Raw genomic sequence first — 24,934 nt, 5'->3', positions numbered from 1 at the left:
ATGGACAAGAGCACAGCAGAACGTATCGCCAAGCGCTTTGTGGGCCTTGCCCTGGAGCAGCGTCGGCAGATCCTCGACAAGATGCGCGAGACCGGGCAGAGCTTCCGCCTGCTGCCGATCGCCGTCACCCGCCACGACAGCCCGCGCATCCCGCTGTCCTATGCCCAGCAGCGCATGCTGTTCCTCTGGCAGCTGGAGCCGCAGAGCAGCTTCTACAACGTGCCGATGGCGGTGCGCCTGAGTGGTTCGCTGAACCAGCAGGCCCTGGCCGAGGCCCTGGACGCGCTGGTGCGGCGCCACGAGAGCCTGCGCACGCGCTTCGTCTCCGAAGAGGGCGAGTTCCACCAGCAGGTCCTTGAGCAGTCGGGTGTGAGCCTGGAGCTGCGCGAGGTGCAGGCCGGGCCGGGCGAAGATCTCGAACAGTGCCTGCGCGGCGCGGTGCGCGAGGCGCTGGATGCGCCCTTCGACCTGCTCGAAGGGCCGCTGCTGCGGGTCCGGTTGCTGCGCCTGGCGCCCAGCGAACATGTGCTGACGGTGTGCATGCACCATATCGTCTCCGACGGCTGGTCGGGCGAGCTGATGGTGCAGGAGTTCGTGCACCTGTACGAGGCGCTGTCCCAGGGCCGCGCCGCCGACCTTCCACCGCTCGAGGTGCAATACGCCGACTATGCGATCTGGCAGCGCGCCTGGCTCGAGGCCGGCGAGGGTGAGCGCCAGTTGCAGTACTGGAAGCAGCAGCTGGGGGATGAGCACCCGGTGCTGGAACTGCCGTTGGATCATGAGCGCCCGGCGCACCCCAGCTACCGCGGCGCGACCCTGCGCAGCGATGTGCCGGCGGCGCTGTCGGCCAAGCTCAAGGCCCAGGCGCGCAGCCAGGGCCAGACCGTGTTCATGCTGACCCTCGCGGCCCTGGCCGTGACCCTGGCGCGCTACAGCGGCCAGGCCGACATCCGCATCGGCGCGCCCAACGCCGGGCGCAACCGCAAGGAAGTCGAAGGCCTGATCGGCTTCTTCATCAACACCCAGGTGCTGCGGGTGCAGGTGGACGAGTGTCAGAGCGGCGCGGCCCTGCTGGAACAGGTGAAGCAGGCCGTCAGTGGAGCGCAGTCACATCAGGAACTGCCGTTCGAGCACCTGGTGGATGCCCTGGCGCCGGAGCGCTCGCTGGGCCACAACCCACTGTTCCAGGTGAAGATCAACCAGAACCTGGCCGACAGCGAAGCCGCCGCCCAGGCCCGGCAGACGCTGGGCGGCCTGAGCGTCAGCGGTTTTTCGGTCGAAGGCCGCGATGCCCGCTTCGACCTGGCCTTCGACTTCTCCGAAACCCCCGACGGCCTGCAAGGCTACTTCACCTACAGCACCGACCTGTTCGAAGCCGCGACCATCGAACGCATCGCTGCTTCGTTCCAGGCGGTGCTGCGCACCCTCGTGGAGCATCCTGAGGCGGCGCTGTTCGAGCATCCCGATACCCAGGCCGCGCAGGTCGAGACCAACCTGCGGGACTGGTCGCAGCCGGACTTCCTCGCCCTGTGGCGCCAGGGCTTGCAGGTCGGTGCCGGGCAGCCGGCGCTGCGCGCGGGTGATCGGATGGTCAGCTACACAGAGCTGGAGCAGCAGGCCAATCGCTTCGCTCACTATCTGACGGCGCAGGGCATCGCCCCCGGCATGACCGTGGCGCTGTGCCAGGAGCGCTCCATCGAGTGGGTGACCAGCCTGCTGGCCGTGCTCAAGCTGGGTGCGGTGTACCTGCCGCTGGACAGCCGCCAGCCCGCCGAACGCCTGCAGCAACTGCTGCAGGCCAGTGGCGCGCGGTTGCTGGTGCATGCCTTGGGCGATGCCCAGGCGGCGGGGCTGGGCGTATGCCCGGCGTTGGCCTATGACGCGGCGCAGCACGCTGACTGCAGCGACCAGCCACCGGCGGTACACATCGAACCGCAGCAAGCGGCCTACATCATCTACACCTCGGGTTCCACCGGGCAGCCCAAGGGCGTGGTGATCAGCCACGGCGCGCTGGCCAACTACCTGCAGGGCGTGCTGCAACGCCTCGACCTGCAACCCGGCGCCAGCCTGGCGATGGTCTCCACCGTGGCCGCGGACCTCGGTCACACCGTGCTGTTCGGCGCGCTGGCCTCGGGCCGGCTGCTGCACCTGCTGGGCCACGACCAGGGCTTCGACCCGGACGGCTTTGCCAGCTACATGGCCGAGCACCGGGTCGATGTGCTGAAGATCGTGCCCAGTCATCTGCAAGGCCTGCTGCAGGCCGCGCAGCCTGAGCGGGTGTTGCCCGAACAGCTGCTGATCCTTGGCGGCGAAGCCAGCTCCTGGGCCCTGATCGAGCAGGTCCGGCGCCTGAAGCCCGGTTGCCGGATCATCAACCACTACGGTCCGACCGAGACCACCGTGGGCATCCTCACCCACGAAGTCGGCGAACGCCTGCCCGGCTGGCGCAGCGTGCCGGTGGGTCGACCATTGGATAACGGCCAGGCGCGGGTGCTGGATGCCTACCTCAACCCGCTGCCCGAGCGGGTGGCCGGCGAGCTGTACCTGGGTGGCCAGGGCCTGGCCCAGGGCTATGTCGGCCAGCCGGGCCTGACCGCCGAGCGTTTCGTCCCCGATCCCTTTGGCCACAACGGCGAGCGGCTGTACCGTGCCGGTGACCGCGCGCGCCTGGATCAGGGCGTGCTGGAGTACCTGGGCCGCGGCGACGACCAGGTGAAGATCCGCGGCTACCGGGTCGAGCCGGGCGAGGTCGGTCAGGTGCTGCAAGGCCTGCCCGGCGTCGGCGAGGCCGTGGTGCTGGCGCTGCCCCTGGACAGCGATCCGACGCGCCTGCAACTGGTGGCCTGGGCCGTGCCGGCGGCGGGCGTGGAGCTGCAGGCCGAGGCGTTGCGCCAGGCCCTGCAGGCGCGCCTGCCGGAGTACCTGGTGCCGGCTCAAGTGCTGTTGCTCGAGCGCCTGCCGCTGACCGCCAACGGCAAGCTGGACAAAAAGGCGCTGCCCAAACCGGGAGTGGCCAGGCAGCGCTACACCGCGCCGGTGGGCAAAATCGAGGAGAAACTTGCCGCGATCTGGTGCGAAGTGCTCAAGCGCGAGCAAGTGGGCAGCACCGATAACTTCTTCGAGCTGGGCGGCGATTCGATCCTCAGCCTGCAGATCATCGCCCGGGCCAAGCGCCAGGGCATCAAGCTGAGCCCCAAGCAGCTGTTCGAGAAGCAGACCATCGGCCAACTGGCGGCGGTGGCCAAGCTGATCGAGAAGAAACCGGCGGCCGAGGTGGTCGAGCAGGTCAGCGGCAGTCTGCCGTTGCTGCCGATCCAGGCGCGTTTCTTCGACACCGCGATTCCCCAGCGTCACCACTGGAACCAGGCGGTGCTGCTGAGCCCGCGCCAGCCGTTGACGGTGGCGTTGCTGCAGCCCGCGCTCAAGCTGCTGGTGGCGCAGCACGACGCCCTGCGCCTGCGTTTTTGCGAGGAGCAGGGGCAGTGGCAGGGGCAGTTCGCGCCGGTCGATGCGCAGCAATTGCTGTGGGTGCATCAACTGGACGATGCGGCGCGCCTGCCGGAACTGGCCGACGAGGCCCAGCGCAGCCTGGACCTGAAGCATGGCCCGCTGCTGCGGGTGGTGCTGATCGACCTGCCCGAAGGCCAGCAGCGCCTGCTGGTGGTGATCCATCACCTGGTGGTCGACGGCGTGTCCTGGCGCGTCCTGCTCGAAGACCTGCAGGCGGCCTGCCAGGCCCTGGCGGCCGGCAAGACGCCGGTACTGCCGGCCAAGAGCAGCTCGCTCAAGGCCTGGGCCGAGCACCTGCGCGAGCATGCCCGCAGCCCCGCGCTGGTGGCCGAGCTGGCTTACTGGCAGGCGCAGTTGCAGGGTGTCAGCGACGCCCTGCCTGGGGCGAACCCTGAGGGCGGCCAGCAGCGCAAGCATGAGATCTCGGTGCGCACTCAGCTGAACGCCGAGCTGACCCGGCAACTGCTACAGGAGGCGCCAGCCGCCTACCGCACCCAGGTCAACGACCTGCTGCTGACGGCGCTGGCCCGGGTCATCCGCCGCTGGACCGGCGAGGCGCATGCGCTGATCCGCCTGGAAGGCCATGGCCGTGAAGACCTGTTCGACGACCTCGACATCACCCGCACGGTGGGTTGGTTCAGCAGCCTGTATCCATTGAAACTGACCCCGGCAAGCGAGATGGGCGCGTCGATCATGGCGGTCAAGGAGCAGCTGCGCGCGGTGCCGGCCAAGGGTATCGGCTACGGCGTGCTGCGCTACCTGGGCGACGAGCAGGCCCGCCAGGCCCTCGGCGCCCTGGCCCAGGGCAGCATCGTGTTCAACTACCTGGGGCAGTTCGACGGCAGCTTCGACAGCGAGCAGGGCCTGTTCGTCCCGGCGCCGGAAGGCGCGGGGCAGGGGCAGAGCCCGGAGGCGCCGCTGGGCAGCCTGCTGAGCATCGATGGCCAGGTTTACGCCGGCGAGCTGGCCCTGGACTGGAGCTTCAGCAGCGCGGTGTTCGAGCGCGGACAGATCCAGCGCCTGGCCGACGAATACGCCGAGGAACTGCGCCTGCTGATCGCCCATTGCACCACCGCTGGCGTGGCGGGCGTGACGCCGTCGGACTTCCCGCTGGCCCGCCTTGACCAGCGCCAGCTGGCGGCGTTGCCGGTGGCCGCGAGCAATATCGAGGACATCTACCCGTTGTCGCCGATGCAGCAGGGCATGCTGTTCCACAGCCTCTACGAGCAGGCGGCGGGCAACTACATCAACCAGCTGCGGGTCGAGGTGCAGGGCCTGGATGTGCCGCGCTTCGTCGCGGCCTGGCAGGCCACCCTGGACAGCCACGAGGTACTGCGCAGCAGCTTTGTCAGCGGTTACGACCAGTCGCTGCAGGTCGTCCTGCGCGAGGCACGCCTGCCGCTGGTGGAGCTGGACTGGCGCGACCAGGCCGACCTGCCGACGGCGTTGCAGGCCTGGGCCGAGGCCGACCTGCGCGCCGGCTTCGACCTCGCCTGCGGCCCGCTGCTGCGCCTGGCGGTAATCCGTACCGGCGAGCAGCACTACCAGCTGGTGTTGACCAACCACCATATCCTGCTGGATGGCTGGAGCAGCTCGCGGCTGTTCGGCGAGGTGCTGCAGCGTTACGCCGGTGTTGTGCCTGCGGCCAAGACCAGCCGTTACCGCGACTATATCCAGTGGCTGCAACGCCAGGACCAGACAGTCAGCGAGCGCTTCTGGCGCGAGCGCACCGCCGGCTTGAACGAACCCACCCGGCTGGCCCAGGCGTTCCGCTCCGAGGCTCATGGGCAGGGACAGGGTGAATATCCGGTGCTGCTCGACCCGCAACGCACCCAGCGCCTGGGCGAGTTTGCCCGGGAACAGCGGGTCACCCTTAACACTCTGGTCCAGGCGGCCTGGCTGCTGCTGTTGCAGCGCTATACCGGGCAGTCCAGCGTGACCTTCGGCGCCACCGTGGCAGGTCGCCCGGCCGAGTTGCCGGGTGTCGAGGAGCAGCTGGGGCTGTTCATCAACACCCTGCCGGTGATCGCCACCCCGCGTCCGGAACAGACCGTGGGCGACTGGGTGCAGCAGGTCCAGGCGCTGAACCTGGCCTTGCGCGAGCATGAGCACACGCCGCTGTACGAGATCCAGCGCTGGGCCGGCTGGAGCGGCGAGGCGCTGTTCGACAATATCCTGGTGTTCGAGAACTATCCGGTGTCCGAGGCGCTTCAAGCCGGTGCGCCCCAGGAGCTGGCGTTTGGCGAAGTGGTCAGCCAGGAGCAGACCAACTATCCGCTGACCCTGGTGGCACAGGTGGGTGACAAGCTGCTGGCCAGCTTCAAGTTTGATCGCGCCAGTTATGCCGAATCGGCCGTCGAACAGTTGGCGGCGCACTTCGTCGAGCTGCTGGAAGGATTGGCGGACTCGTCGCAGCGGGCGCTGGGTGACCTGGCCTTGAGCGGGGCGGCGGAGCAGGAGATTGCCAGTTTCCCGAGCGAAGCCTGTGCTCATGTGCTGATCGAAGCGCAGGCGGCGCGCACGCCTGAAGCGGTTGCCGTGACCTTCGCCGGGCAGGCGCTGAGCTACGACCAGCTCAACCGTCGCGCCAATCGCCTGGCGCACAAGCTGCGCGAGCAGGGCGTGGGGCCGGATGTGCTGGTGGGTATCGCGGTGGATCGCGGTTTCGAGATGATTGTCGGCCTGCTGGCGATCCTCAAGGCGGGTGGCGCCTATGTGCCGCTGGATCCTGAATATCCGCAGGACCGCCTGAGCTACATGATGGAAGACAGCGGCATTCAACTGCTGCTGACGCAAGGCCATCTGCTGGTCGATCTGCCCGTACCGGCGCAGGTTCGCAGCCTGAAGCTGGAAGATGATCTGGCCGGCTACAGCGATGAGAATCCCGAGCACCTGAGCCAGCCGGATAACCTGGCCTATGTGATCTACACCTCGGGCTCCACTGGCAAGCCCAAAGGCACCTTGCTGCCGCACCACAACCTGCTGCGCCTGTTCAAGGCCACCGATGCCTGGTTCGGCTTCGGCCCGCAGGACGTGTGGACGCTGTTCCACTCGTACGCCTTCGACTTCTCCGTTTGGGAGATCTTCGGTGCGCTGCTGCACGGCGGTCGCCTGGTGATCGTGCCGCGTGAAACCACGCGCTCGCCGGAAGATTTCCACCAACTGCTGGTGGAGCAGGGCGTGACCGTGCTCAACCAGACCCCGTCGGCGTTCAAGCCGCTGATGCGGGTGGCCTGTGACAGTGAGTCCGATCTTTCGCTGCGCTACGTGATCTTCGGTGGCGAAGCCTTGGACGTTGCTGCACTGCAACCGTGGTTCGAGCGCTTCGGTGAAGACTGCGACAACCTGATCAACATGTACGGCATCACCGAGACCACGGTCCACGTGACCTATCGGCCAATCGGCTTTGCCGATACGCAACAGCCGGGTAGCCCGATCGGTGCGGCGATCCCGGACCTGTCGATGTATGTACTGGATGCCGACTTCAATCCGGTGGCCAAGGGCTGCACAGGCGAGCTGCACGTCGGCCATGCCGGCCTGGCCCGTGGTTACCACAACCGTGCCTCGCTGACCGCCGAACGCTTCGTACCGGATCCGTTCTCCAGCGAAGGCGGGCGCCTGTACCGCACCGGCGACCTGGCCCGTTATCGCGGCCAGGAAGTGATCGAATACGTGGGCCGGATCGACCATCAGGTGAAGATCCGTGGCTTCCGTATCGAACTGGGCGAAATCGAGGCGCGCCTGCAAGAACATGCCGCCGTACGCGAAGTGCTGGTGCTGGATATCGACGGGGCAGGGGGCAAGCAACTGGCGGCTTACCTGATCGCTCAAGACGAAAATGCAGACCACGCAGCGTTGCGTGACATGCTGAAACAGCACCTGAAAGCTAACCTCCCGGACTACATGGTTCCGACTCATTTTCTGGTGCTGGAGCAGTGGTCGCTGACCGCCAACGGCAAACTGGACCGTAAGGCCCTGCCGAAGCCGGACGCCAGCCAGTTGCAACAAGGCTACGTGGCGCCACGTACGGAGCTGGAGCAACAGCTGGCGGCGATCTGGAGCGAAGTGCTGAAGGTCGAGCAGGTGGGTCTGCACGACAACTTCTTCGAACTGGGCGGTCACTCGCTGCTGGTGATCACTTTGGTAAACCGGGTGCGCGAAGCCTTCGCCACCAACATCAGCCTGCATGAGTTCATGCTGATGGCGAGCTTCGAGGAACTGGCGAACTTCATCGGTGGCGGCAAGGATCGCCTGAAATCGTCGGTGATCAACCTCAACGGTTGCCAACTGCAGCGTCCGGCGCTGTTCTGCCTGCCGCCGGGCGGTGGCGGTGCCTACGCCTACTACCCGCTGGCCAGCCGCCTGGCCGACGAGCGTCCGGTGTATGGCCTGGTCAACAAGTGCTACGCCGAGCCGGGCTGGGTGGACGAGTCCTGGGAGGCGATGGTCGGCTACTACGTCGAGCAGATTCGTCGTACCCAGGCCAATGGCCCTTACCATTTGCTGGGCTGGTCCCTGGGCGGCGCCCTGGCGCTGGAGGTGGCTCACGCCCTGGAGCAGGCAGGCCAGGAAGTGGGCTTCGTCGGCCTGGTCGATACCCTGCTGCCGAAGGACGTGTCCGGCCTTGAGGCCGAGCCCGTCGAGGTGGTGCAGGTGGCGCGGGCGGACGAGAGCCTGCTGCGGGGGCTGCTGGCTTTCGCTCCGGGTGTTGGTGAAGCCCGTATCGTCGGCTTTATCGATGAGGCCGGGCGTCTGCCTGCCGGGGTCGACAGGACCGAGTGGGTCATCGAGCAGGTGGCCGCTGCGGGGGGCGTCAGTGCCGAGCGGCTGCGGGCCATTCACGAGGATGTGCATCTGCAGCGGGAGATCGTTGATGGTTTCGCTGTCCTTGATCGCAACGTCGAACTGAGCCAGGCGTTTCGCCTGCGGCCGCTGGCGGTCCGGGTGGATTGCTGGTGGGCCAGCGAGAGTCGTAGCCTGGAGCGGGTGCGTATGGGGGAGGCGGGGTTGCTGGCGCAGGCTTCGGTCAACGGGTTGGCCAGTTCTACGGTGATCGCTGATGGGCATGAGGGGGTTATCAATGCCGTGGCGTTTGTCGATGGGCTGGTGGGGCGGTTGGCTGGTAAGGCTTGAGGTTGGTGGGTGATGAGGAACGGGTGGGGCGTTGGGTTCTACCCGATTTTTATTGCGTGCCTGGTGATTTTTATGGTGCCTTAGTTGTCAGCGATTTGAAAAATATTGTTGTTGGATGGTTTTGTAAGTTGTAGGCGCATTCATTTGCGATGTCGACGCTTATTCACCTTTCCGCCCTTACGGCGGGTTACTTTGGTCGTGGCCAAAGTAACCAAAGCCGTGGCGCTCCATTCATCCGGCCCTACGCTTCGCTCCGGGTTCCCTCACTCCGGTCTTGCTCCCGGGAGGACCGCGCTGCAGGGCCCATCCTGGGCCCCAGCGCTTGACGGGCATCCATGCCCGTCACCTCCCTCCGCAAGACCTCCGCTCGGCCTCCTGAAGTCGCGAAGTTACGAGCGGCGCCTGGACTGGCGTAGCTGTCGCTAGTTGAAAGCTTAGTTGATCTCTCGATCGTATCGCGGGGCAAGCCCGCTCCCACGCGATAGTCGTCGTTATATATAACTCTGTAGGAGCGGGCTTGCCCCGCGAAAGGGCCGGAAAAGCCAATACATAACTAACTGTAAAACAACTGACTTCGCATTTCTTGCTCTTGCTCTTGCTCTTGCTCTTGCTCTTGCTTCTAAGCGCGCGATAGCTCAGGCAACACCAATTGCGACTTCAGGAGGCCGAGCGGAGTTCTTGCGGAGGGAGGTGACGGCCATGGATGGCCGTCAAGCGCTGCGCCCCAGGATGGGGCGTTCAGCGCGGTCCTCCCGGGAGCAAGAACGGAGCGAGGGAACCCCGGAGCGAAGCGCAGGGGCCGGATGAACGGAGCGGGGCGGCTTTGGTTACTTTGGCCAAGACCAAAGTAACCCGCCGTAAGGGCGGAAAGGTGACTAAATGTCGATATCTTCTACGAATGCGCACACAAAAATCAAAACAATCACCCAAGAGCCAGAGCCTTCAAGCAATAAACTCCGACTCCCCACCCCCCCGTACCTCACCATCATCCTGCCGAACACTGAGCACCACAGCCCCCCCACACAACCCAACCAACCCCACACTGGCCACCACGATATCCCCCATCCCCATACCGGCAAGCAGCAAAATCAGACTGATCCTGAACAGCGTGGTCATGGCCATCTCCAAGGCAGGGCGAACGAACTCCATGAAACCACCATAACCCCGAAGCCCCCCATGCAAAGCGCCAGGACAAGCGATTGGCACTGAATCCACCCGCTTTGGCAGAAAGCCCGTCACTTGACGCCACCCCCCATCCCTGATTTCATTGAAACCGTTTTCATCAACCCTGCAAAAGCGCAAACAAGAAGGAAACAGGGTGAACAAAGAGCCAACATCCGTCCGCGGTCGGGTCACCATCAGCGAAGTCGCCAAGGCCGCCGGCGTTTCCAAGGCCACGGTCTCGCGCTACATGGGCGAGGACCGGCAACTGCTCGCCGAAGCCACCGCGCAACGCATCGAGGCCGTCGTCGAACGCCTCGGCTATCGCCCCAACCGCATGGCCAGCGCCCTCAAGCGCGGCCGCACCGGGCTGATCGGCATGCTCCTGGCTGATATCCGCAACCCCTACTCGGTGGCGGTGATGCACGGCGTCGAGACTGCCTGCCGCCAGCACGGCTACAGCCTGGTGGTGTGCAACACCGACTACGACGACGATCAGGAACGCAGCCACCTGCAAGCCCTGCAGTCGTACAACGTCGACGGCCTGATCGTGAACACCCTCGGCCACCGCGCCGACGAGCTGGCCAAGCTGGCCCTCGACCTGCCGATGGTGCTGGTCGACCGGCAACTGGCCGGCCTGGCAGTCGACCTGGTGGGGCTGGACAACAGCGACGCCGTCGAGCAGGCCCTTGATCACCTGCAGCGTTGCGGTTATCGCGACATCCTCGCCGTGACCGAGCCGCTCGACGGCACCAGCTCCCGCCAGGAGCGAGTTGACGCCTTCCAGGCCTCCATCGCCCGGCGCCCTGGCCTGCGTGGGCAGGTGCTGGCGGTGGGCGCGGACTTGCCGGAGCAGCTGGGCAGCTTCATCGCCGGGGCGGGGCACGGCCCGCAGGCCTTGTTCACCTGTAACGGCGTTGCCACCCTGGAGGTGGTACGCGTGCTGCACGCCCGTGGCGGAACGCTGTTCCAGGACGTCGGCCTGCTGGCGCTCGACGAGCTGGACTGGTACCCGTTGGTGGGCAGCGGCATCACCGCCCTGGCCCAGCCCACCGGGCGGATCGGTGCCGCAGCGTTCCAATGCCTGCTGGAGCGCCTGCAAGGCAGCGGTTCGCCGGCGCGGCGCCTGGATTTGCAAGCCGAGCTGATCCCGCGAGGCTCCACCCGATCACAAGCCTGACGGCGTCCTTGACGCCGATGCTGCTGGCGAAAAATGAAACCGGTTTTATCTACAAGAACAAGGACCACACACATGCAATCGCCCATTGTCTCCATCAGCTTGTCGAGTTTCGGTGCCGATGCCGTGCGGCGCCTGGGTCAGGCCAGCTACCTGCCGTTGCTGGCCGCCGCCGGTGCGCGGCGGGTGGAATGGCGTGAGGAACTGTTCGACGCCACGCCCGCTGCCACCACCCTGGCCAACCTGGCCGCCGAGCATGGCCTGCAGAGCCTTTACTCCACGCCACTGGAGCTGTGGCGCGAGGATGGCAGCCTGGAGCCGGCCATCGCCCAGCGCCTGCAACTGGCAAGCGAAATCGGCGCGGTGGCGCTGAAGGTGTCGCTGGGGCATTACCAGCCAGGCTGTGACTTGCAGGCCCTGGCGCCATTGCTGGGGCACAAGACAGCGCTGTATGTGGAAAACGACCAGACGCCTTACGGCGGACGGCTGCAGGTCCTGGAACGATTCTTCCGCGAGGCGCAGGAGCAGGGCGTGGCACCGGGCATGACCTTCGATATCGGTAACTGGTACTGGCATGACGAATCACCGCTGCTGGCGGCACAGCTGCTGGGCCGTTGGGTGCGCTATGTGCACTGCAAGGCCGTGGCCCGGCGTGCAGACGGGCGCCTGGTCGCGGTCGTGCCCCAGGCGCTTGACCTGGCCCAGTGGCGCGAGCTGATGACCTATTTCGCCCCGGACCTGCCGCGGGCCATCGAATACCCCCTGGCCGGTGATGACCTGCTGGCGCTGACCGCGCGGCAGGTCGCGCAACTGGCGCAGCTGGAAGGGCAGGTGTGCCATGGCTGAGCGCGACGTCCTGTGTTTCGGTGAAACCATGGCCATGTTCGTGGCCGCGCAGCCGGGCGAACTGGCCCAGGTCGAGGGTTTCGGCAAGCGCATCGCCGGTGCCGACAGCAACGTGGCCATCGGCCTGGCGCGCCTGGGCCTGGGGGTGCGCTGGCTGAGCCGGGTGGGTAACGACTCGCTCGGCGCCTTCGTGCTCGACACCCTGCGCCAGGAAGGGCTGGACTGTTCGAGCGTCGAGATCGATGACGAGCATCCCACCGGGTTCCAGCTCAAGGAGCGCTGCGATGACGGCCGCGATCCGAAAGTCGAGTATTTCCGTCGTGGCTCGGCGGCCAGCCGGTTGTCGCCGGCTCAACTGCAACCCACGTTGCTGGAGGCCCGACACCTGCACGCCACTGGCATTCCACCGGCCTTGTCGGCCAGCTGCCGCGCGCTCTGCCACCAGTTGCTGGACGACATGCGCGCCCATGGCCGCAGCATTTCCTTCGACCCCAACCTGCGGCCTTCGCTGTGGCCGGACCGCCAGACCATGGTGCGCGAGATCAACGCCCTGGCGTTCAAGGCCGATTGGGTCCTGCCCGGGCTTGAGGAGGGGCGCCTGCTGAGTGGCCGCGATTCGCCGCAGGCCGTTGCCGAGTTCTACCTCGAGCAGGGCGTGCAATGCGTAGCGATCAAACTCGGCGCCGAAGGTGCCTACTGGCGCGACGCCCAAGGTCAGCACGGTGTGGTCCCCGGTTTTCCGGTGGCCCGGGTGGTCGACACCGTGGGCGCGGGTGACGCCTTCGCCGTCGGCGTGATCAGCGCCTTGCTCGAGGGCCTGCCACTGCGCCGGGCCGTGGCCCGGGGCAACTGGTGCGGCAGCCGGGCGGTGCAGAGCCGGGGCGACATGGAAGGCCTGCCGCAACGCCACGAACTGGACCTGCACGAACACGCTTCGATCCAACCACGCTGAATCGCCGGACCGTCCGGCACCTGATGTGACAAGAACAACAAGACCAGGAGAATCCCCATGCAGCTTGATCGACTCGCTCCCAGACGCTGGTGGTACATCATGCCCATCGTCTTCATCACCTACAGCCTGGCCTACCTCGACCGGGCCAACTATGGCTTTGCCGCGGCCTCGGGCATGGCCGACGACCTGAAGATCACCCCGGCGCTGTCGTCGCTGCTCGGCGCGCTGTTCTTCCTTGGCTACTTCTTCTTCCAGGTGCCGGGCGCCCTCTATGCGCAGAAGCGCAGCGTGAAGAAGCTGATCTTCGCCAGCCTGATCCTCTGGGGTGGCCTGGCGACGCTGACCGGCGTGGTGCACGACGTCTACCTGCTGATCGTCATCCGCTTCCTGCTGGGCGTGGTGGAGGCGGCGGTGATGCCGGCCATGCTCATCTACCTCTGCCACTGGTTCACCCGCGCCGAGCGCTCGCGGGCCAACACCTTCCTGATCCTCGGCAACCCGGTGACCATCCTGTGGATGTCGGTGGTTTCGGGCTACCTGGTGCAGCAGTTCGACTGGCGCTGGATGTTCATCATCGAAGGCGCGCCGGCGATTCTCTGGGCCTTCATCTGGTGGCGCCTGGTGGATGACCGCCCGGAGCAGGCCAAGTGGCTGGACGCCCGCGAGAAGGCGGCGCTGCGCCAGGCGCTGGACGCCGAGCAGCAGGGTATCAAGCCGGTGAAGAACTACCGCGAGGCGTTCCGCTCGCCTACGGTGTTGATCCTGTCGCTGCAGTACTTCTGCTGGAGCATCGGCGTGTACGGCTTCGTGCTGTGGCTGCCGTCGATCCTCAAGCAGGCGGCGGCGCTGGACATCGTCACCGCCGGCTGGTTGTCGGCGGTGCCGTACCTGGGGGCGGTGGTGGCCATGCTCGGCGTGTCCTGGGCCTCGGATCGCCTGCAGAAGCGCAAGCGTTTCGTCTGGCCGCCACTGCTGATCGCCGCCCTGGCGTTTTACGGCTCGTACAGCCTGGGCACCGAGCATTTCTGGTGGTCCTACGCCTTGCTGGTGATCGCCGGGGCCTGCATGTACGCGCCCTACGGGCCGTTCTTCGCCATCGTCCCCGAGCTGCTGCCGGCCAACGTCGCCGGGGGCGCCATGGCGCTGATCAACAGCATGGGCGCGCTGGGCTCGTTTTCCGGCTCGTGGCTGGTGGGCTACCTCAATGGCGCCACCGGCGGACCCGGCGCCTCCTACCTGTTCATGTGCGTGGCGCTGCTGCTGGCCGTGGCCCTGACCGCCGTTCTCAACCCCTTGCAACAGACACGCCGGCAAAGCCTGGCGCCCAGCCGATAGGTACCGTGCAATGAAGAAACGCATCGTCCTCTACAAACGCCTCTCCGACGCGCTCATGGCCCGCCTGCAGGCGCACGCCGAGGTGACCATGGTCGAATCGCCCAGTGCCGACGGCCTCGCCCGCCTGCGTGCGGCGCTGCCGGGCGCCCATGGGCTGCTCGGCGCCAGCCTGCGCCTGGACGCCCCCTTGCTCGACCTGGCGCCGCAGCTGGAAGTGGTCTCCAGTGTATCGGTCGGCGTCGACAACTACGATATCGACGCCTTCGACCAGCGCGGCGTGCTGTTGACCAACACCCCCGACGTGCTCACCGAAACCACCGCCGACACCGGCTTCGCCCTGATCCTCGCCTGTGCCCGGCGGGTCGTCGAGCTCGACGGCTGGATCCGCGCCGGCCACTGGCAGGCAGGTATCGGGCCGGCGCAGTTCGGTTGCGATGTGCAGGGCAAGACCCTGGGCATCGTCGGCATGGGCCGTATCGGCGAGGCCCTGGCCCGCCGCGCCCATGCCGGTTTCGGCATGCGCGTGCTGTACCACACCCGCCAGCCACGGCCCGAGGTGGAGGCGCGGTTCGCCGCCGCGCATCGCAGCCTGGAGGCATTGCTGGCCGAGTCCGATTTCGTCTGCCTGTGCCTGCCGTTGACCGCCGCGACCGAGAACCTGATCGGCGCACCACAACTGGCGCTGATGAAACCGTCGGCGGTCCTGGTGAATATCTCCCGTGGTCGGGTGCTGGACGAGGCTGCATTGTTCCAGGCCCTGGCCGAGCGGCGCATTCGCGGCGCCGGCCTGGACGTGTTCGTGCGCGAGCCGTTGCCGGCCGATTCGCCGTTGCTGCAACTGGACAACCTGGTGGTGACGCCGCACATCGGCTCGGCCACCGAGGAGACCCGCGAGGCCATGGCCCGTTGCGCCGTTGAAAACCTGCTGGCCGCCTTGGCCGGCGAGCGGCCGCAGAACCTGGTCAACCCGCTTGCCTGGTCGCGGCGAAACCCATGAGCGGGGCGAGCACTGTGCTTGCCATAACAACAGCCCTTGCCCGATTCGATATCCCGGGGTCGCGCCGCGACCCTTTGGCAAAACAAGGCCGCTCCGCCGAGACAGCGCTGTCTCGGCCTGTGGCTCCGGGATCTTCAGCGGTGAAAAGGGCGACGATTTCCGTATGACCTGATCAACAGAGAGACATCCTCATGTCCAAGGACCAACCCGCCTCCGTGCAACCGGCGCGCCGGGCGTTCCTGCGCCAATCCCTGACCCTGATCCCGGTGGCGACCCTCGCCGGCACGGGACTGGGCAGCGCAGTGCTCGCCGACAGCGTCACCCCGGCACCTGCCGAACCGGCCCGAGCGGCCCCGGCACGGGCCTACCAGCCGAGCTTCTTCACCCGCGAGGAGTGGGCCTTCGTCAGCGCCGCCGTGGCCGTGCTGATCCCCACCGACGCCCTCGGCCCCGGTGCGGCCGATGCCGGCGTGCCCGAGTTCATCGACCGTCAGCTCAACACCCGCTACGGCAGCGGTGGGCTGTGGTACATGCAGGGGCCATTCCGCCCCGACGCGCCCACCGAGCTGGGTTACCAGCTCAAGCTCAGCCCCCAGGAGATCTACCGGCTGGGCATCGCCGAAACCGACGCCTGGTGCCAGGCGCAGTTCGGCAAGGCGTTCGCCCAGCTCGGCCTTGAACAACAGCAGCAGGTGCTCGAGGCCCTGGACGGCGGCAAGCCGGTCTTTGCCACGGTGCCGGCGGCCACCTTCCTCGGCATGCTCTGGCTCAACACCCGCGAGGGCTTTTTCAGCGACCCCCTGCACGGCGGCAACCAGGGCCTGGCCGGCTGGAAGCTGGTCGGCTTCCCCGGCGCCCGCGCCGACTTCATGGACTGGGTGGAGCGCGACGAGCGCTATCCCTTCCCGTCAGTGTCCATCAGCGGCGAGCGAGGTTGAGCCATGAGCCAAGTGATGAAGAAAGTCGATGTGGTCATCGTCGGGTTCGGCTGGGCCGGGGCGATCATGGCCAAGGAACTGACCGAGGCCGGCCTGCAGGTGCTGGCCCTGGAGCGCGGCCCGGCCCGCGACACCTACCCGGACGGCGTCTACCCGCAGACCATGGACGAGCTGACCTACAACTCGCGCAAGAAGCTGTTCATGGACATCTCCCGTGAGACCGTGACCCTGCGCCACAGCATCAACGACGTGGCCGTGCCGTACCGTCAGTTCGGCGCGTTCCTGCCTGGCACCGGCACCGGCGGAGCAGGGCTGCACTGGTCCGGCGTGCATTTTCGTGTCGACCCGGTAGAACTGCGCCTGCGCAGCCACTATGAGGAGCGCTACGGCAAGCGGTTCATTCCCGAGGGCATGACCATCCAGGACTTCGGCGTCAGCTATGAAGAGCTGGAGCCGTACTTCGATTTCGCCGAGAAGGTGTTCGGCACCTCCGGCACGGCCTGGTCGATCAAGGGCCAGGTGGTAGGCCGCGACAAGGGCGGCAACCCGTTCGCTGCCGACCGCTCCAGCGACTTCCCGCTGGCGGCGCAGAAGAACACCGTGTCGGCGCAGCTGTTCGAGAAGGCCGCCCGCGAGGTCGGCTACCACCCCTACAACCTGCCCTCGGCCAACACCTCCGGGCCGTACACCAACCCCTATGGCGCGCAGATGGGGCCGTGTAACTTCTGCGGCTATTGCAGCGGCTATGCCTGCTACATGTACTCCAAGGCCTCGCCCAATGTGAACATCCTCCCGGCCCTGCGCCAGGTGCCGAACTTCGAGCTGCGCAACAACGCCCATGTGCTGCGGGTCAACCTGACCGCCGACAAGCGCCTGGCCACCGGCGTGACCTACGTCGACAGCCAGGGGCGAGAGGTGGAGCAACCGGCCGACCTGGTGATCCTCGGCGCGTTCCAGTACAACAACGTGCGCCTGATGCTGCTCTCGGGCATCGGCAAACCCTACGACCCGGTGAGCAACGAAGGGGTGGTCGGACGCAACTTCGCCTACCAGAACATCTCCACCGTGACCGCGTTCTTCGACCGCGACAGCCACCACACCAACCCCTTCATCGGCGCCGGCGGCAACGGCGTGGCGGTGGACGACTTCAACGCCGACAACTTCGACCATGGCCCCCACGGCTTCGTCGGCGGTTCGCCGTTCTGGGTCAACCAGGCCGGCGCCAAGCCGATTTCCGGCACCAAGGTGCCGCCGGGCACGCCGAAGTGGGGCAGTGGCTGGAAGGCCGCGGTGGCCGACAGCTACCGGCACATGCTGTCGATGGACGCCCATGGCGCGCACCAGTCCTACCGCGACAACTACCTCGACCTGGACCCGGTGTACAAGGATGCCTACGGTTTGCCCCTGCTGCGTATGACCTTCGACTGGAAGGACAACGACGTGAAGATGAACCGCTTCATGGTCGAGCGCATGGGCAAGATCGCCGAGGCCATGGGGCCCAAGGCGATCAGCGCGGGCAAGAAAGCTTTCGGCCAGCACTTCGATGCCTCCACCTACCAGACCACCCACCTCAACGGTGGCGCGATCATGGGCACCGATCCCAAGACCAGCGCACTCAATCGCTACCTGCAGTGCTGGGACGTGCACAACGTGTTCGTCCCCGGCGCCTCGGCCTTCCCCCAGGGCCTGGGCTACAACCCCACTGGCCTGGTGGCGGCACTGACCTACTGGTCGGCGCGGGCGATCCGCGAGCGCTACCTGAAGAACCCCGGTCCACTGGTGCAGGCGTGAGGAAAGCCAACATGAAGACATTGCTCATCGCCATGCTGGGCCTGGGCGCCAGCACCTTGCTGCAGGCCGCCGACGCGGTGGACCCGGCGCAGGTCAGGCAAGGCGAATACCTGGCCCGCGCTGGTGACTGCGTGGCCTGCCACACCGCCAAGGGCGGCAAGCCATTCGCCGGCGGGCTGCCCATGGAAACGCCCATCGGCACCCTGTACTCGACCAACATCACCCCCCACGCGAGCGGCATCGGCCAGTACAGCTACGAGGACTTCGAGCGTGCCGTGCGCCAGGGCATCGGCAAGGATGGCAGCACGCTGTACCCGGCCATGCCGTACCCGTCCTACGCCCGGGTCAGCGACCAGGACATGCAGGCGCTCTACGCCTACTTCATGCACGGCGTGCAGCCGGTGGAGCAGCAGAACAAGGGCAGCGACATCCCCTGGCCGCTGAGCATGCGCTGGCCGCTGGCGTTCTGGCGTGGGTTGTTCGCGCCGCCGGTCAAGCCGTTCGAAGCCGCCGGACGCGATCCGCTGGTGGCACGCGGCGCCTACCTGGTGGAAGGGCTGGGGCACTGTGGCGCGTGCCACACGCCGCGGGCGCTGACCATGCAGGAAAAAGCCCTGGATGCCGGCGACGGCGCGGCGTTCCTGTCCGGCAGCGCGCCCCTGGAGGGCTGGATTGCCAAGAGCCTGCGCGGTGATCACAAGGATGGCCTGGGCAGTTGGGACGAGGCGCAGATCGTTGCCTTCCTCAAGACCGGGCGCAACGAGCGCACCGCGGTGTTCGGCGGCATGAGCGACGTGGTCGAGCACAGCATGCAGTACATGAGCGACGCCGACCTGACCGCCATCGCCCGCTACCTCAAGACCCTGCCGCCGGTGAACCCGGACGACAAGCCGTTGCGCGAGGATCCTGCCGTCGCCCAGGCGCTGTGGCAGGGCAATGACGGCAAGACCGGCGCGGCGCTCTACGTCGACAACTGCGGTGCCTGCCACCGCACCGACGGCAAGGGCTACGCCCGGGTGTTCCCGGCGCTGGCCGGCAACCCGGTGGTGCAGGGCGAGGATGCCACCTCGTTGATCCATATCGTGCTGGAGGGCGCGACCCTGCCGGCCACGGCGACGGCACCCTCGACCTTCAGCATGCCGGGCTTCGGCTGGCGCCTGTCGGACCAGCAGGTGGCCGATGTGGTCAACTTCATTCGCGCCAGCTGGGGCAACCAGGCACCGGCGGTGAACGCGGGGCAGGTGGCGCAACTGCGCAAGCAGGCGCCGCCGGCACTGAAGGCCGAGTCGTTGATCGGCGATACCACGGGTATCCAGGAGCCCTGAGCAGTGGCCGGGGGCAACGGGTCTGCACGACCTTGCCCCCGGCCCCACCACTCAGAACCAGCGGTCGTTGCGTTTACGGCCGCGGGTCAGCGCCGGCAGGATCAACCCCGCCAGCAGCCCGGCCCCGGCGATGCTGCCGCCGTAGACCATGTAGCGCATCATCACCTGCTTGTTCTCGTCACCCAGGCGCGCCTGGGTGTCGCGCAGGGTCGACTGGCTCTGCGCCAGTTGCTCGTTGAGCGCCTTGTTACGGCTTTCCAGCTCGTCGATCAGCGCTTTGCGCGAGTCGAGGGTCTCCTGCATGCCCTGCACGCGGTTCTTCCAGCTGTCGTCGATGTTCTTCAACTGGCCGGACAACTCGGCCACCTGGGCGTCGAGCTGCGGCAGGCGCTCGTTCTGGCCGGGCACGGCCTGCAGGTCGTTGCTGAGGATCCACACCAGGTCGCCGCTCTGTCCGCGCACCTGGCTGTAGTTGCCCTGGCTGGTCACCAGGCTGACCTTCTGCCCGGACTTGAGCGTGCCGACGATGCGGTGGCCATCGGTGGGACCGCTGCGCACGTAGGTGCTCAGGCTGTCGCTGACCCAGCGCGCATCGCTGGCCGGCTCTTCGGCGTGGGCCGGAACGGCAAGGGCGATCAGGGCGGCGATCAGGCCGCCGCGCAGGGCGGTGAGGGCAGGGGAAGCGGGCTGGATGTCTGGCATGCTGGTCTTCGCTGAAACAGGACGAATGAAGGCCCGATGACTGGGCCGGCGATCCGGTCGGGTGGATTGACCGTCAGCGAAAGACCGTTTTTTTGTAGGCAGGTTCACTGCTTGGCGCAGGAAATGTCTGCAGGATGTTGCTGGCCGTATCCCCATCAGGAAACTGCCCAGCCCATCTGGCTAAGCTGTTGCACAGGGAACAGCGTTGCAACATTTATCAGCGTGGGAGCGGGCTTGCCCCGCGATGCGATAGATGGCACCGGCTTTGCCGGTGATCGCGGGGCCAGCCCGCTCCCACGCTGCCCCAGCTAAATCACAGCATTACTTTTTGCTCCATTGCAGCGGCTACCTCAAGCCACCACCTCATAGCACGGCACATACGCCGCCCCACCGGGCAGCTTCATGCGGTGCTGGTCGACGAACGCCTGCAGCAGGCGCCCGAGCGGGTCGAGGATCGCCGCGTCGCCGCGGATCTGGTACGGCCCGTGCTCCTCGATCAGGCGGATGCCCTTGTCCTTGACGTTGCCGGCGACGATCCCGGAAAACGCACGGCGCAGGTTGGCCGCCAATTCGTGGGGCGGCAGTTCGCGGCGCAGGGCCAGGTTGGCCATGTTCTCGTGGGTCGGGTCGAACGGGTGCTGGAAGCCCTCGTCGATCTTCAGCAGCCAGTTGAAGTGGAACGCGTCGTTACGTTCACGGCGGAACTGCTTGACCACCTTGAGCCCCTCGACCATCTGCCGGGCCACTTCGGCCGGATCGTCGATGATGATCTGGTAGTGACGCTGGGCGGCCTCGCCGAGGGTGGCGCCGACGAAGGCGTGCAACTGCTGCAGGAAGGCTTCGGCGCTGCGCGGCCCGGTGAGCACGACCGGGAACGGCAAGTCCTGGTTGTCCGGGTGCATGAGAATGCCGAGCAGGTACAGGAACTCCTCGGCGGTGCCGGCGCCACCGGGGAAGATGATGATGCCGTGGCCGACGCGGACGAAGGCCTCCAGGCGCTTCTCGATGTCCGGCAGGATCACCAGTTCGTTGACGATCGGGTTGGGCGCCTCGGCGGCGATGATGCCCGGCTCGGTCAGGCCCAGGTAGCGACTGCCGTGCATGCGCTGCTTGGCATGGGCAATGGTGGCGCCCTTCATCGGCCCCTTCATCACGCCCGGGCCGCAGCCGGTGCAGACATCCAGCTTGCGCAGGCCCAGCTCGTGGCCGACCTTCTTGGTGTACTGGTATTCCTCGCTGCTGATCGAGTGCCCGCCCCAGCACACCACCAACTTCGGCTCGACGCCCGGGCGCAGGGTGCGGGCGTTGCGCAGCAGGTGGAAGACGTAGTCGGTGAGGCCTTGCGAGCTTTCCAGGTCGATGCGCTGGCTGGCCAGCTCGCTCTCGGTGTAGACGATGTCGCGCAGGGCGCTGAACAGCATCTCGCGGGTGCTGGCGATCATTTCGCCGTCGACGAAGGCGTCGGCCGGGGCGTTGAGCAGTTCAAGGCGCACGCCGCGGTCCTGCTGGTGGATGCGTACCTCGAAGTCCTTGTAGGCCTCAAGGATGGTCTTGGCGTTGTCGACATGGGCGCCGGTGTTGAGGATGGCCAGGGCGCACTGGCGGAACAGGGTGTAGAGGCTGCCGGTACCGACTTCGCTCAGTTGCTGGACTTCACGTTGCGACAGCGTCTCCAGGCTGCCCTTGGGGCTGACGGAGGCGTTGATGACATTGCGTTGGGGCATCTGGTCTTTCCTGTGCGGGTAAAACATCCTTCTTGGACAACACCATACAAGCAAATGTGCGTGGCAACGAGGGGGCGGGTGAAAAAGCCTGGCTGGCAATCGTGGGAGTGGCCTTTGTAGGAGGGGGCTTTGTGGGGGCGGGCTTGCCCCGCGATCAGGGCCGGTAAGGCATCGCGGGTCAAGCCCGCTCCCACGAAGGTCACCTCACCTTGAACACATGCCGCAGGTACGCCACGAAATTCTCGTCCCGGCACTGGGTCTTGCCCGGGCTGTCGGAGATCTTCGCCACCGGCGCGCCGTTGCAGGCGGTCATCTTGATCACCATGTTCATCGGCTTTACCCCGGGGATATCGCAGGTGAGGTTGGTACCAATGCCGAAGCTGACATGGATCCTGTCATTCAACGCACGGTACAGCTCAAGCATCTTCTGGAAATCCAGTCCATCGGAAAAGATCAGCGTCTTGCCCTTCGGGTCGATCCCCAGCCGCTCATAGTGGGCGATGGCTTTCTCGGCCCAGGCCAGCGGATCGCCCGAGTCATGGCGTAGGCCATCGAACAGCTTGGCGAAGTACAGGTCGAAGTCGTGCACGAACGCATCCATGCCGATGCAGTCGGTCAGGGCGATGCCCAATTGTCCACGGTATTCACGTACCCAGCATTCCAGCGCGGCGACCTGGCTGTCGACCAGGCGCGGACCGAGCTGCTGGTGGGCCATGAACCACTCATGGGCCATGGTGCCTAGGGGTTTGACCTGGTATTCGCGGGCCAGGTGCACGTTGCTGGTACCGACGAAACGCCCGGGAAAATCACGCTTGAGGATATGCACCACTTCTTCCTGCACCCGGTAGGAGAATCGCCGGCGGGTACCGAAATCGGCCAGTTGCAGACCGGCCAGCTCGTCGTCGCTGGCTTCTGCCCTGAGCCAGTCGAGTTTCTGGTACAGGCGCTCACCGACCTGTTCGATCAGCACTTCGCGATAGCGGTAGCGGTTGCGTACCTCGCTGATGATCGCCAGCAACGGAATCTCGAACAGGATCACATGCAGCCACGGGCCACGCACGCGGATCGCCAGTTGCCCGGCATCGTCCAGGCCAACCTGCACGTAGCGCAGGTTGAAGCGGAACAGGCTGAGGAAGCGGATGAAGTCCGGCTTGATGAACGGGATCTTCTCCAGGTAGGCCAACTGGTCGTGGGTGACCGAGACATCGGCCAACTGCTCGACCTGGTAGCGGATCTCGGCGAGGTAGGGCGCCAGGTCCTCGTCGTTGCGGCAACGGAACTCCCATTCCACCTCGGCGTTGGGGTAGTTGTGCAGCACTGCCTGCATCATGGTGATCTTGTAGAAATCGGTATCCAGCAGGTTCTGGATGATCCGTGGACCAAAGACGCTGTCGCTCATGGGCGGGCCTCCTTGAGTTGGTCGAGCCGGGTATCGAGGGCCTGTTCGTCGGCACACAGGTGGATGCCGGTGCTGGCCATTTCATCGCAGGCCGCCTGTGCGCCCTCGGCGCTCAGGGCGCGGCAGGCCGGCAGGTACAGCAGTACCTCGAAACCGGCGCGGCGCAGTTGCAGGGCAGTGGTGCGCACGCAGTAGTCCAGTGCCAGGCCGCCGACGATGATCGCCTGTACCTGCTGCACCTTGAGGTACTCGATGACGCCGGTGGAGCGGCGCTCGGCCAGGTCGTGGTAGCAGGCGCCGTAGGGGTGCAGGTCGGGTTCTACGCCTTTCCAGACGAAGTAGTCGTAGTCGATGGGGGCGGGCAGGCCGGGCAGCAGCTCGAACCCCGGGGTGCCGGGGACGCAGTGGCGGACCCAGGTCAGGTCGGCATTGGCCAAGGTCAGTGGTTGCAGCATCTGGCCCGGCTCGGCGACCACCCAGGCGGCGTTGGCCGGGTGGGCGTCCTTGCTGCCCAGGCGCAGCGAGGCGCGTTGGGCCATGGCGTTGAGCGCGGGGGCGATCAGGTGGCCGCCGGGCACCGGCAGCTCATGGGGGGCGTTGGCGGTGAAGCCGTTCTGCGCGTCGACATCGAAACTGGCGATTTTCATCGGAGGAAGCTCCTCGGCTGGAATGGCTATATATTTCACCTGGTGAATTAAGTGTGTCAAGATTATTTTATCCAGGGGTTCAGACTTGCTCTATTTAATCGCCCTGGTGGAATATAGGCGGACGTTGATTAAGGAACCGTTCCGTGAGCACAGCTGAAGTCCTGGCCAGTGTCGATATCGTCACCCTGCGCCTGTCGCCACACAGCCAGCGCCTGGAGGTGTTGCTGTCCCCGCGCGAGCGCGAGCCCTACAAGGGCCAGTGGGCCTTGCCGGGCGTCATCGTCAATGGCAGTACTGCGGACAACAATCTGGATGTCGCCGCCTGCCGGGCTCTCTCGGAAAAGGCCAAGGTGCGCCCGCGCCACCTGGAGCAGGTTGGCACCGAGGGCAATGCTTCCCGCGACCCGCGGGGCTGGACATTGAGCACTTACTACCTGGCGTTGCTCGACCCTGCGGTCGTGGTCGAGGATCCGCAGATTGCCTTCTTCGATCTGCAAGGCGTCCTGGATAATGAGCCGCCGTTGCCGTTCGATCATCGTCTGCTGGTCGAGCGCGCCTACGAACGGCTGGCGGCCAAGGCCGTGTACACCAACCTGCCGCTGTACCTGGCACCCGAGCGGTTCACCGTGCTGGACGCCCTGGCCGCCGCGCAGGCGTGCCTGGGACAGCCGGTCAACAACACCTCAATGCGCAAACGTCTGGAGCGCATGAAGAGCGAAGGTTGGGTGCAGGACACCGGAGAGAAGAACCAGCCCAGGCTGGGGCGGCCACAGCAACTGTACCGGCATACCCCGCAGGGGAGCGGGGCGTTCATGTTCGACCGGAGTCTGTTGGCGGGAGGATAGTCAGGACAGGTTGCGGCCTCTTCCTGCAGTCGTCGAGTAACGACTATCCTTGCCCCATGACCAACCCGCCTCCCCAACGCCATCCTTGTCCACCGGGCGCCTGCGACTGCGGCCGCGAACGCCTGGCCGACGGCCCCGAGCGACGCATCCTGCTGCTCACCCGCGAGGAGGAGAAGCGCCTGGTCGAACGCCTGGAAAACCTCAAGGATCTGGAGGACCTGCAGCGCCTGCAAGCGCGCCTCTACGAACAACTGGGCATCCGCGTGTATATCGCCCCGGGCTTCAACGAAGTGCGCACCATGCGCGGCATCGTCATCGAGCTTGCGGCGCAGACAGGGCTGTGCCGCAAGACCCGCCAGTCGATCCCGGCCGCCATTCGCCGTGGCCTCGAGCGCAATCCGCAGGTAGCCTTCCGCCTGCTCGACGCCCACGACCTGCTGCGCGACGCCTGA

At 66.2% G+C, this 24,934-nt stretch carries 16 protein-coding genes; 11 read left to right on the top strand and 5 right to left on the bottom strand.

Features of this window, described 5'->3' with window-relative positions; all coding sequences use genetic code 11:
- Positions 1–8,643, top strand: coding sequence for an amino acid adenylation domain-containing protein (locus tag AC0MAZ_RS18375; RefSeq protein WP_475858796.1), 8,643 nt, complete (start codon positions 1–3; stop codon positions 8,641–8,643).
- A 942-nt stretch (positions 8,644–9,585) separates the two neighbouring features.
- Here AC0MAZ_RS18375 and AC0MAZ_RS18370 read toward each other — a convergent pair.
- Entirely contained in the window at positions 9,586–9,759 is a 174-nt protein-coding gene (locus AC0MAZ_RS18370; RefSeq protein WP_186732228.1) for a hypothetical protein, read from the bottom strand.
- A 202-nt stretch (positions 9,760–9,961) separates the two neighbouring features.
- On the opposite strand from AC0MAZ_RS18370, the gene AC0MAZ_RS18365 reads away from it, so the two are divergent.
- The 8 genes from AC0MAZ_RS18365 (at position 9,962) to AC0MAZ_RS18330 (ending at position 19,165) form a co-directional block, all read left to right on the top strand.
- On the top strand, positions 9,962–10,984 hold the full coding sequence (locus tag AC0MAZ_RS18365) for a LacI family DNA-binding transcriptional regulator (protein ID WP_475858795.1): 1,023 nt from the start codon (positions 9,962–9,964) through the stop codon (positions 10,982–10,984).
- Between the two features lie 72 nt (positions 10,985–11,056).
- The gene (locus tag AC0MAZ_RS18360) at positions 11,057–11,827 is read left to right on the top strand and encodes an AP endonuclease (RefSeq protein WP_232856153.1); all 771 of its coding nucleotides are present in this window, start codon (positions 11,057–11,059) and stop codon (positions 11,825–11,827) included.
- The gene (locus tag AC0MAZ_RS18355) at positions 11,820–12,779 is read left to right on the top strand and encodes a sugar kinase (protein ID WP_475858794.1); all 960 of its coding nucleotides are present in this window, start codon (positions 11,820–11,822) and stop codon (positions 12,777–12,779) included. Before AC0MAZ_RS18360 ends, AC0MAZ_RS18355 begins: the two co-directional genes overlap by 8 nt.
- Before the next feature lie 57 nt (positions 12,780–12,836).
- Positions 12,837–14,114, top strand: a complete 1,278-nt coding sequence (locus AC0MAZ_RS18350) for an MFS transporter (RefSeq protein ID WP_028692135.1) — start codon at positions 12,837–12,839, stop codon at positions 14,112–14,114.
- Positions 14,115–14,124: 10 nt separating this feature from the next.
- Positions 14,125–15,111 carry a 2-hydroxyacid dehydrogenase gene (locus AC0MAZ_RS18345; protein ID WP_475858793.1) on the top strand — a complete coding sequence of 329 codons (987 nt, stop codon included), beginning with the start codon at positions 14,125–14,127 and terminating at the stop codon, positions 15,109–15,111.
- Positions 15,112–15,302: 191 nt separating this feature from the next.
- Positions 15,303–16,049: a gluconate 2-dehydrogenase subunit 3 family protein gene (locus tag AC0MAZ_RS18340; protein ID WP_232856149.1), complete on the top strand. Its 747-nt coding sequence runs from the start codon at positions 15,303–15,305 to the stop codon at positions 16,047–16,049.
- A gap of 3 nt (positions 16,050–16,052) precedes the next feature.
- Positions 16,053–17,840 (top strand): GMC family oxidoreductase, encoded by a 1,788-nt coding sequence (locus AC0MAZ_RS18335; RefSeq protein WP_475858792.1) that lies wholly within the window; start codon positions 16,053–16,055, stop codon positions 17,838–17,840.
- An 11-nt stretch (positions 17,841–17,851) separates the two neighbouring features.
- A complete protein-coding gene (locus tag AC0MAZ_RS18330; RefSeq protein ID WP_475858791.1) occupies positions 17,852–19,165 on the top strand; it encodes a c-type cytochrome in 1,314 nt (437 codons plus the stop codon).
- A 51-nt stretch (positions 19,166–19,216) separates the two neighbouring features.
- On the opposite strand, the gene AC0MAZ_RS18325 is transcribed toward AC0MAZ_RS18330, so the two are convergent.
- From AC0MAZ_RS18325 to AC0MAZ_RS18310, 4 genes are all read right to left on the bottom strand, one after another.
- On the bottom strand, positions 19,217–19,867 hold the full coding sequence (locus AC0MAZ_RS18325) for a TIGR04211 family SH3 domain-containing protein (RefSeq protein ID WP_234560903.1): 651 nt from the start codon (positions 19,865–19,867) through the stop codon (positions 19,217–19,219).
- A gap of 350 nt (positions 19,868–20,217) precedes the next feature.
- The gene (gene ppnN, locus AC0MAZ_RS18320; protein ID WP_203652441.1) at positions 20,218–21,591 is read right to left on the bottom strand and encodes a nucleotide 5'-monophosphate nucleosidase PpnN; all 1,374 of its coding nucleotides are present in this window, start codon (positions 21,589–21,591) and stop codon (positions 20,218–20,220) included.
- 199 nt (positions 21,592–21,790) lie between these two features.
- Entirely contained in the window at positions 21,791–22,990 is a 1,200-nt protein-coding gene (gene pncB / locus AC0MAZ_RS18315; protein WP_475858790.1) for a nicotinate phosphoribosyltransferase, read from the bottom strand.
- Positions 22,987–23,637, bottom strand: coding sequence for a nicotinamidase (locus AC0MAZ_RS18310; protein WP_475858789.1), 651 nt, complete (start codon positions 23,635–23,637; stop codon positions 22,987–22,989). Before AC0MAZ_RS18310 ends, pncB begins: the two co-directional genes overlap by 4 nt.
- Before the next feature lie 143 nt (positions 23,638–23,780).
- Here AC0MAZ_RS18310 and AC0MAZ_RS18305 point away from each other — a divergent pair, with 143 nt between their 5' ends.
- Positions 23,781–24,482: an NUDIX hydrolase gene (locus AC0MAZ_RS18305; RefSeq protein WP_475858788.1), complete on the top strand. Its 702-nt coding sequence runs from the start codon at positions 23,781–23,783 to the stop codon at positions 24,480–24,482.
- Between the two features lie 56 nt (positions 24,483–24,538).
- Positions 24,539–24,934 (top strand): hypothetical protein, encoded by a 396-nt coding sequence (locus AC0MAZ_RS18300; RefSeq protein ID WP_475858787.1) that lies wholly within the window; start codon positions 24,539–24,541, stop codon positions 24,932–24,934.

The organism is Pseudomonas sp. A (genome assembly GCF_056270345.1).
Note: the sequence above shows the minus strand (reverse complement) of the source record. Positions and strands in the feature narration are given on the sequence as shown.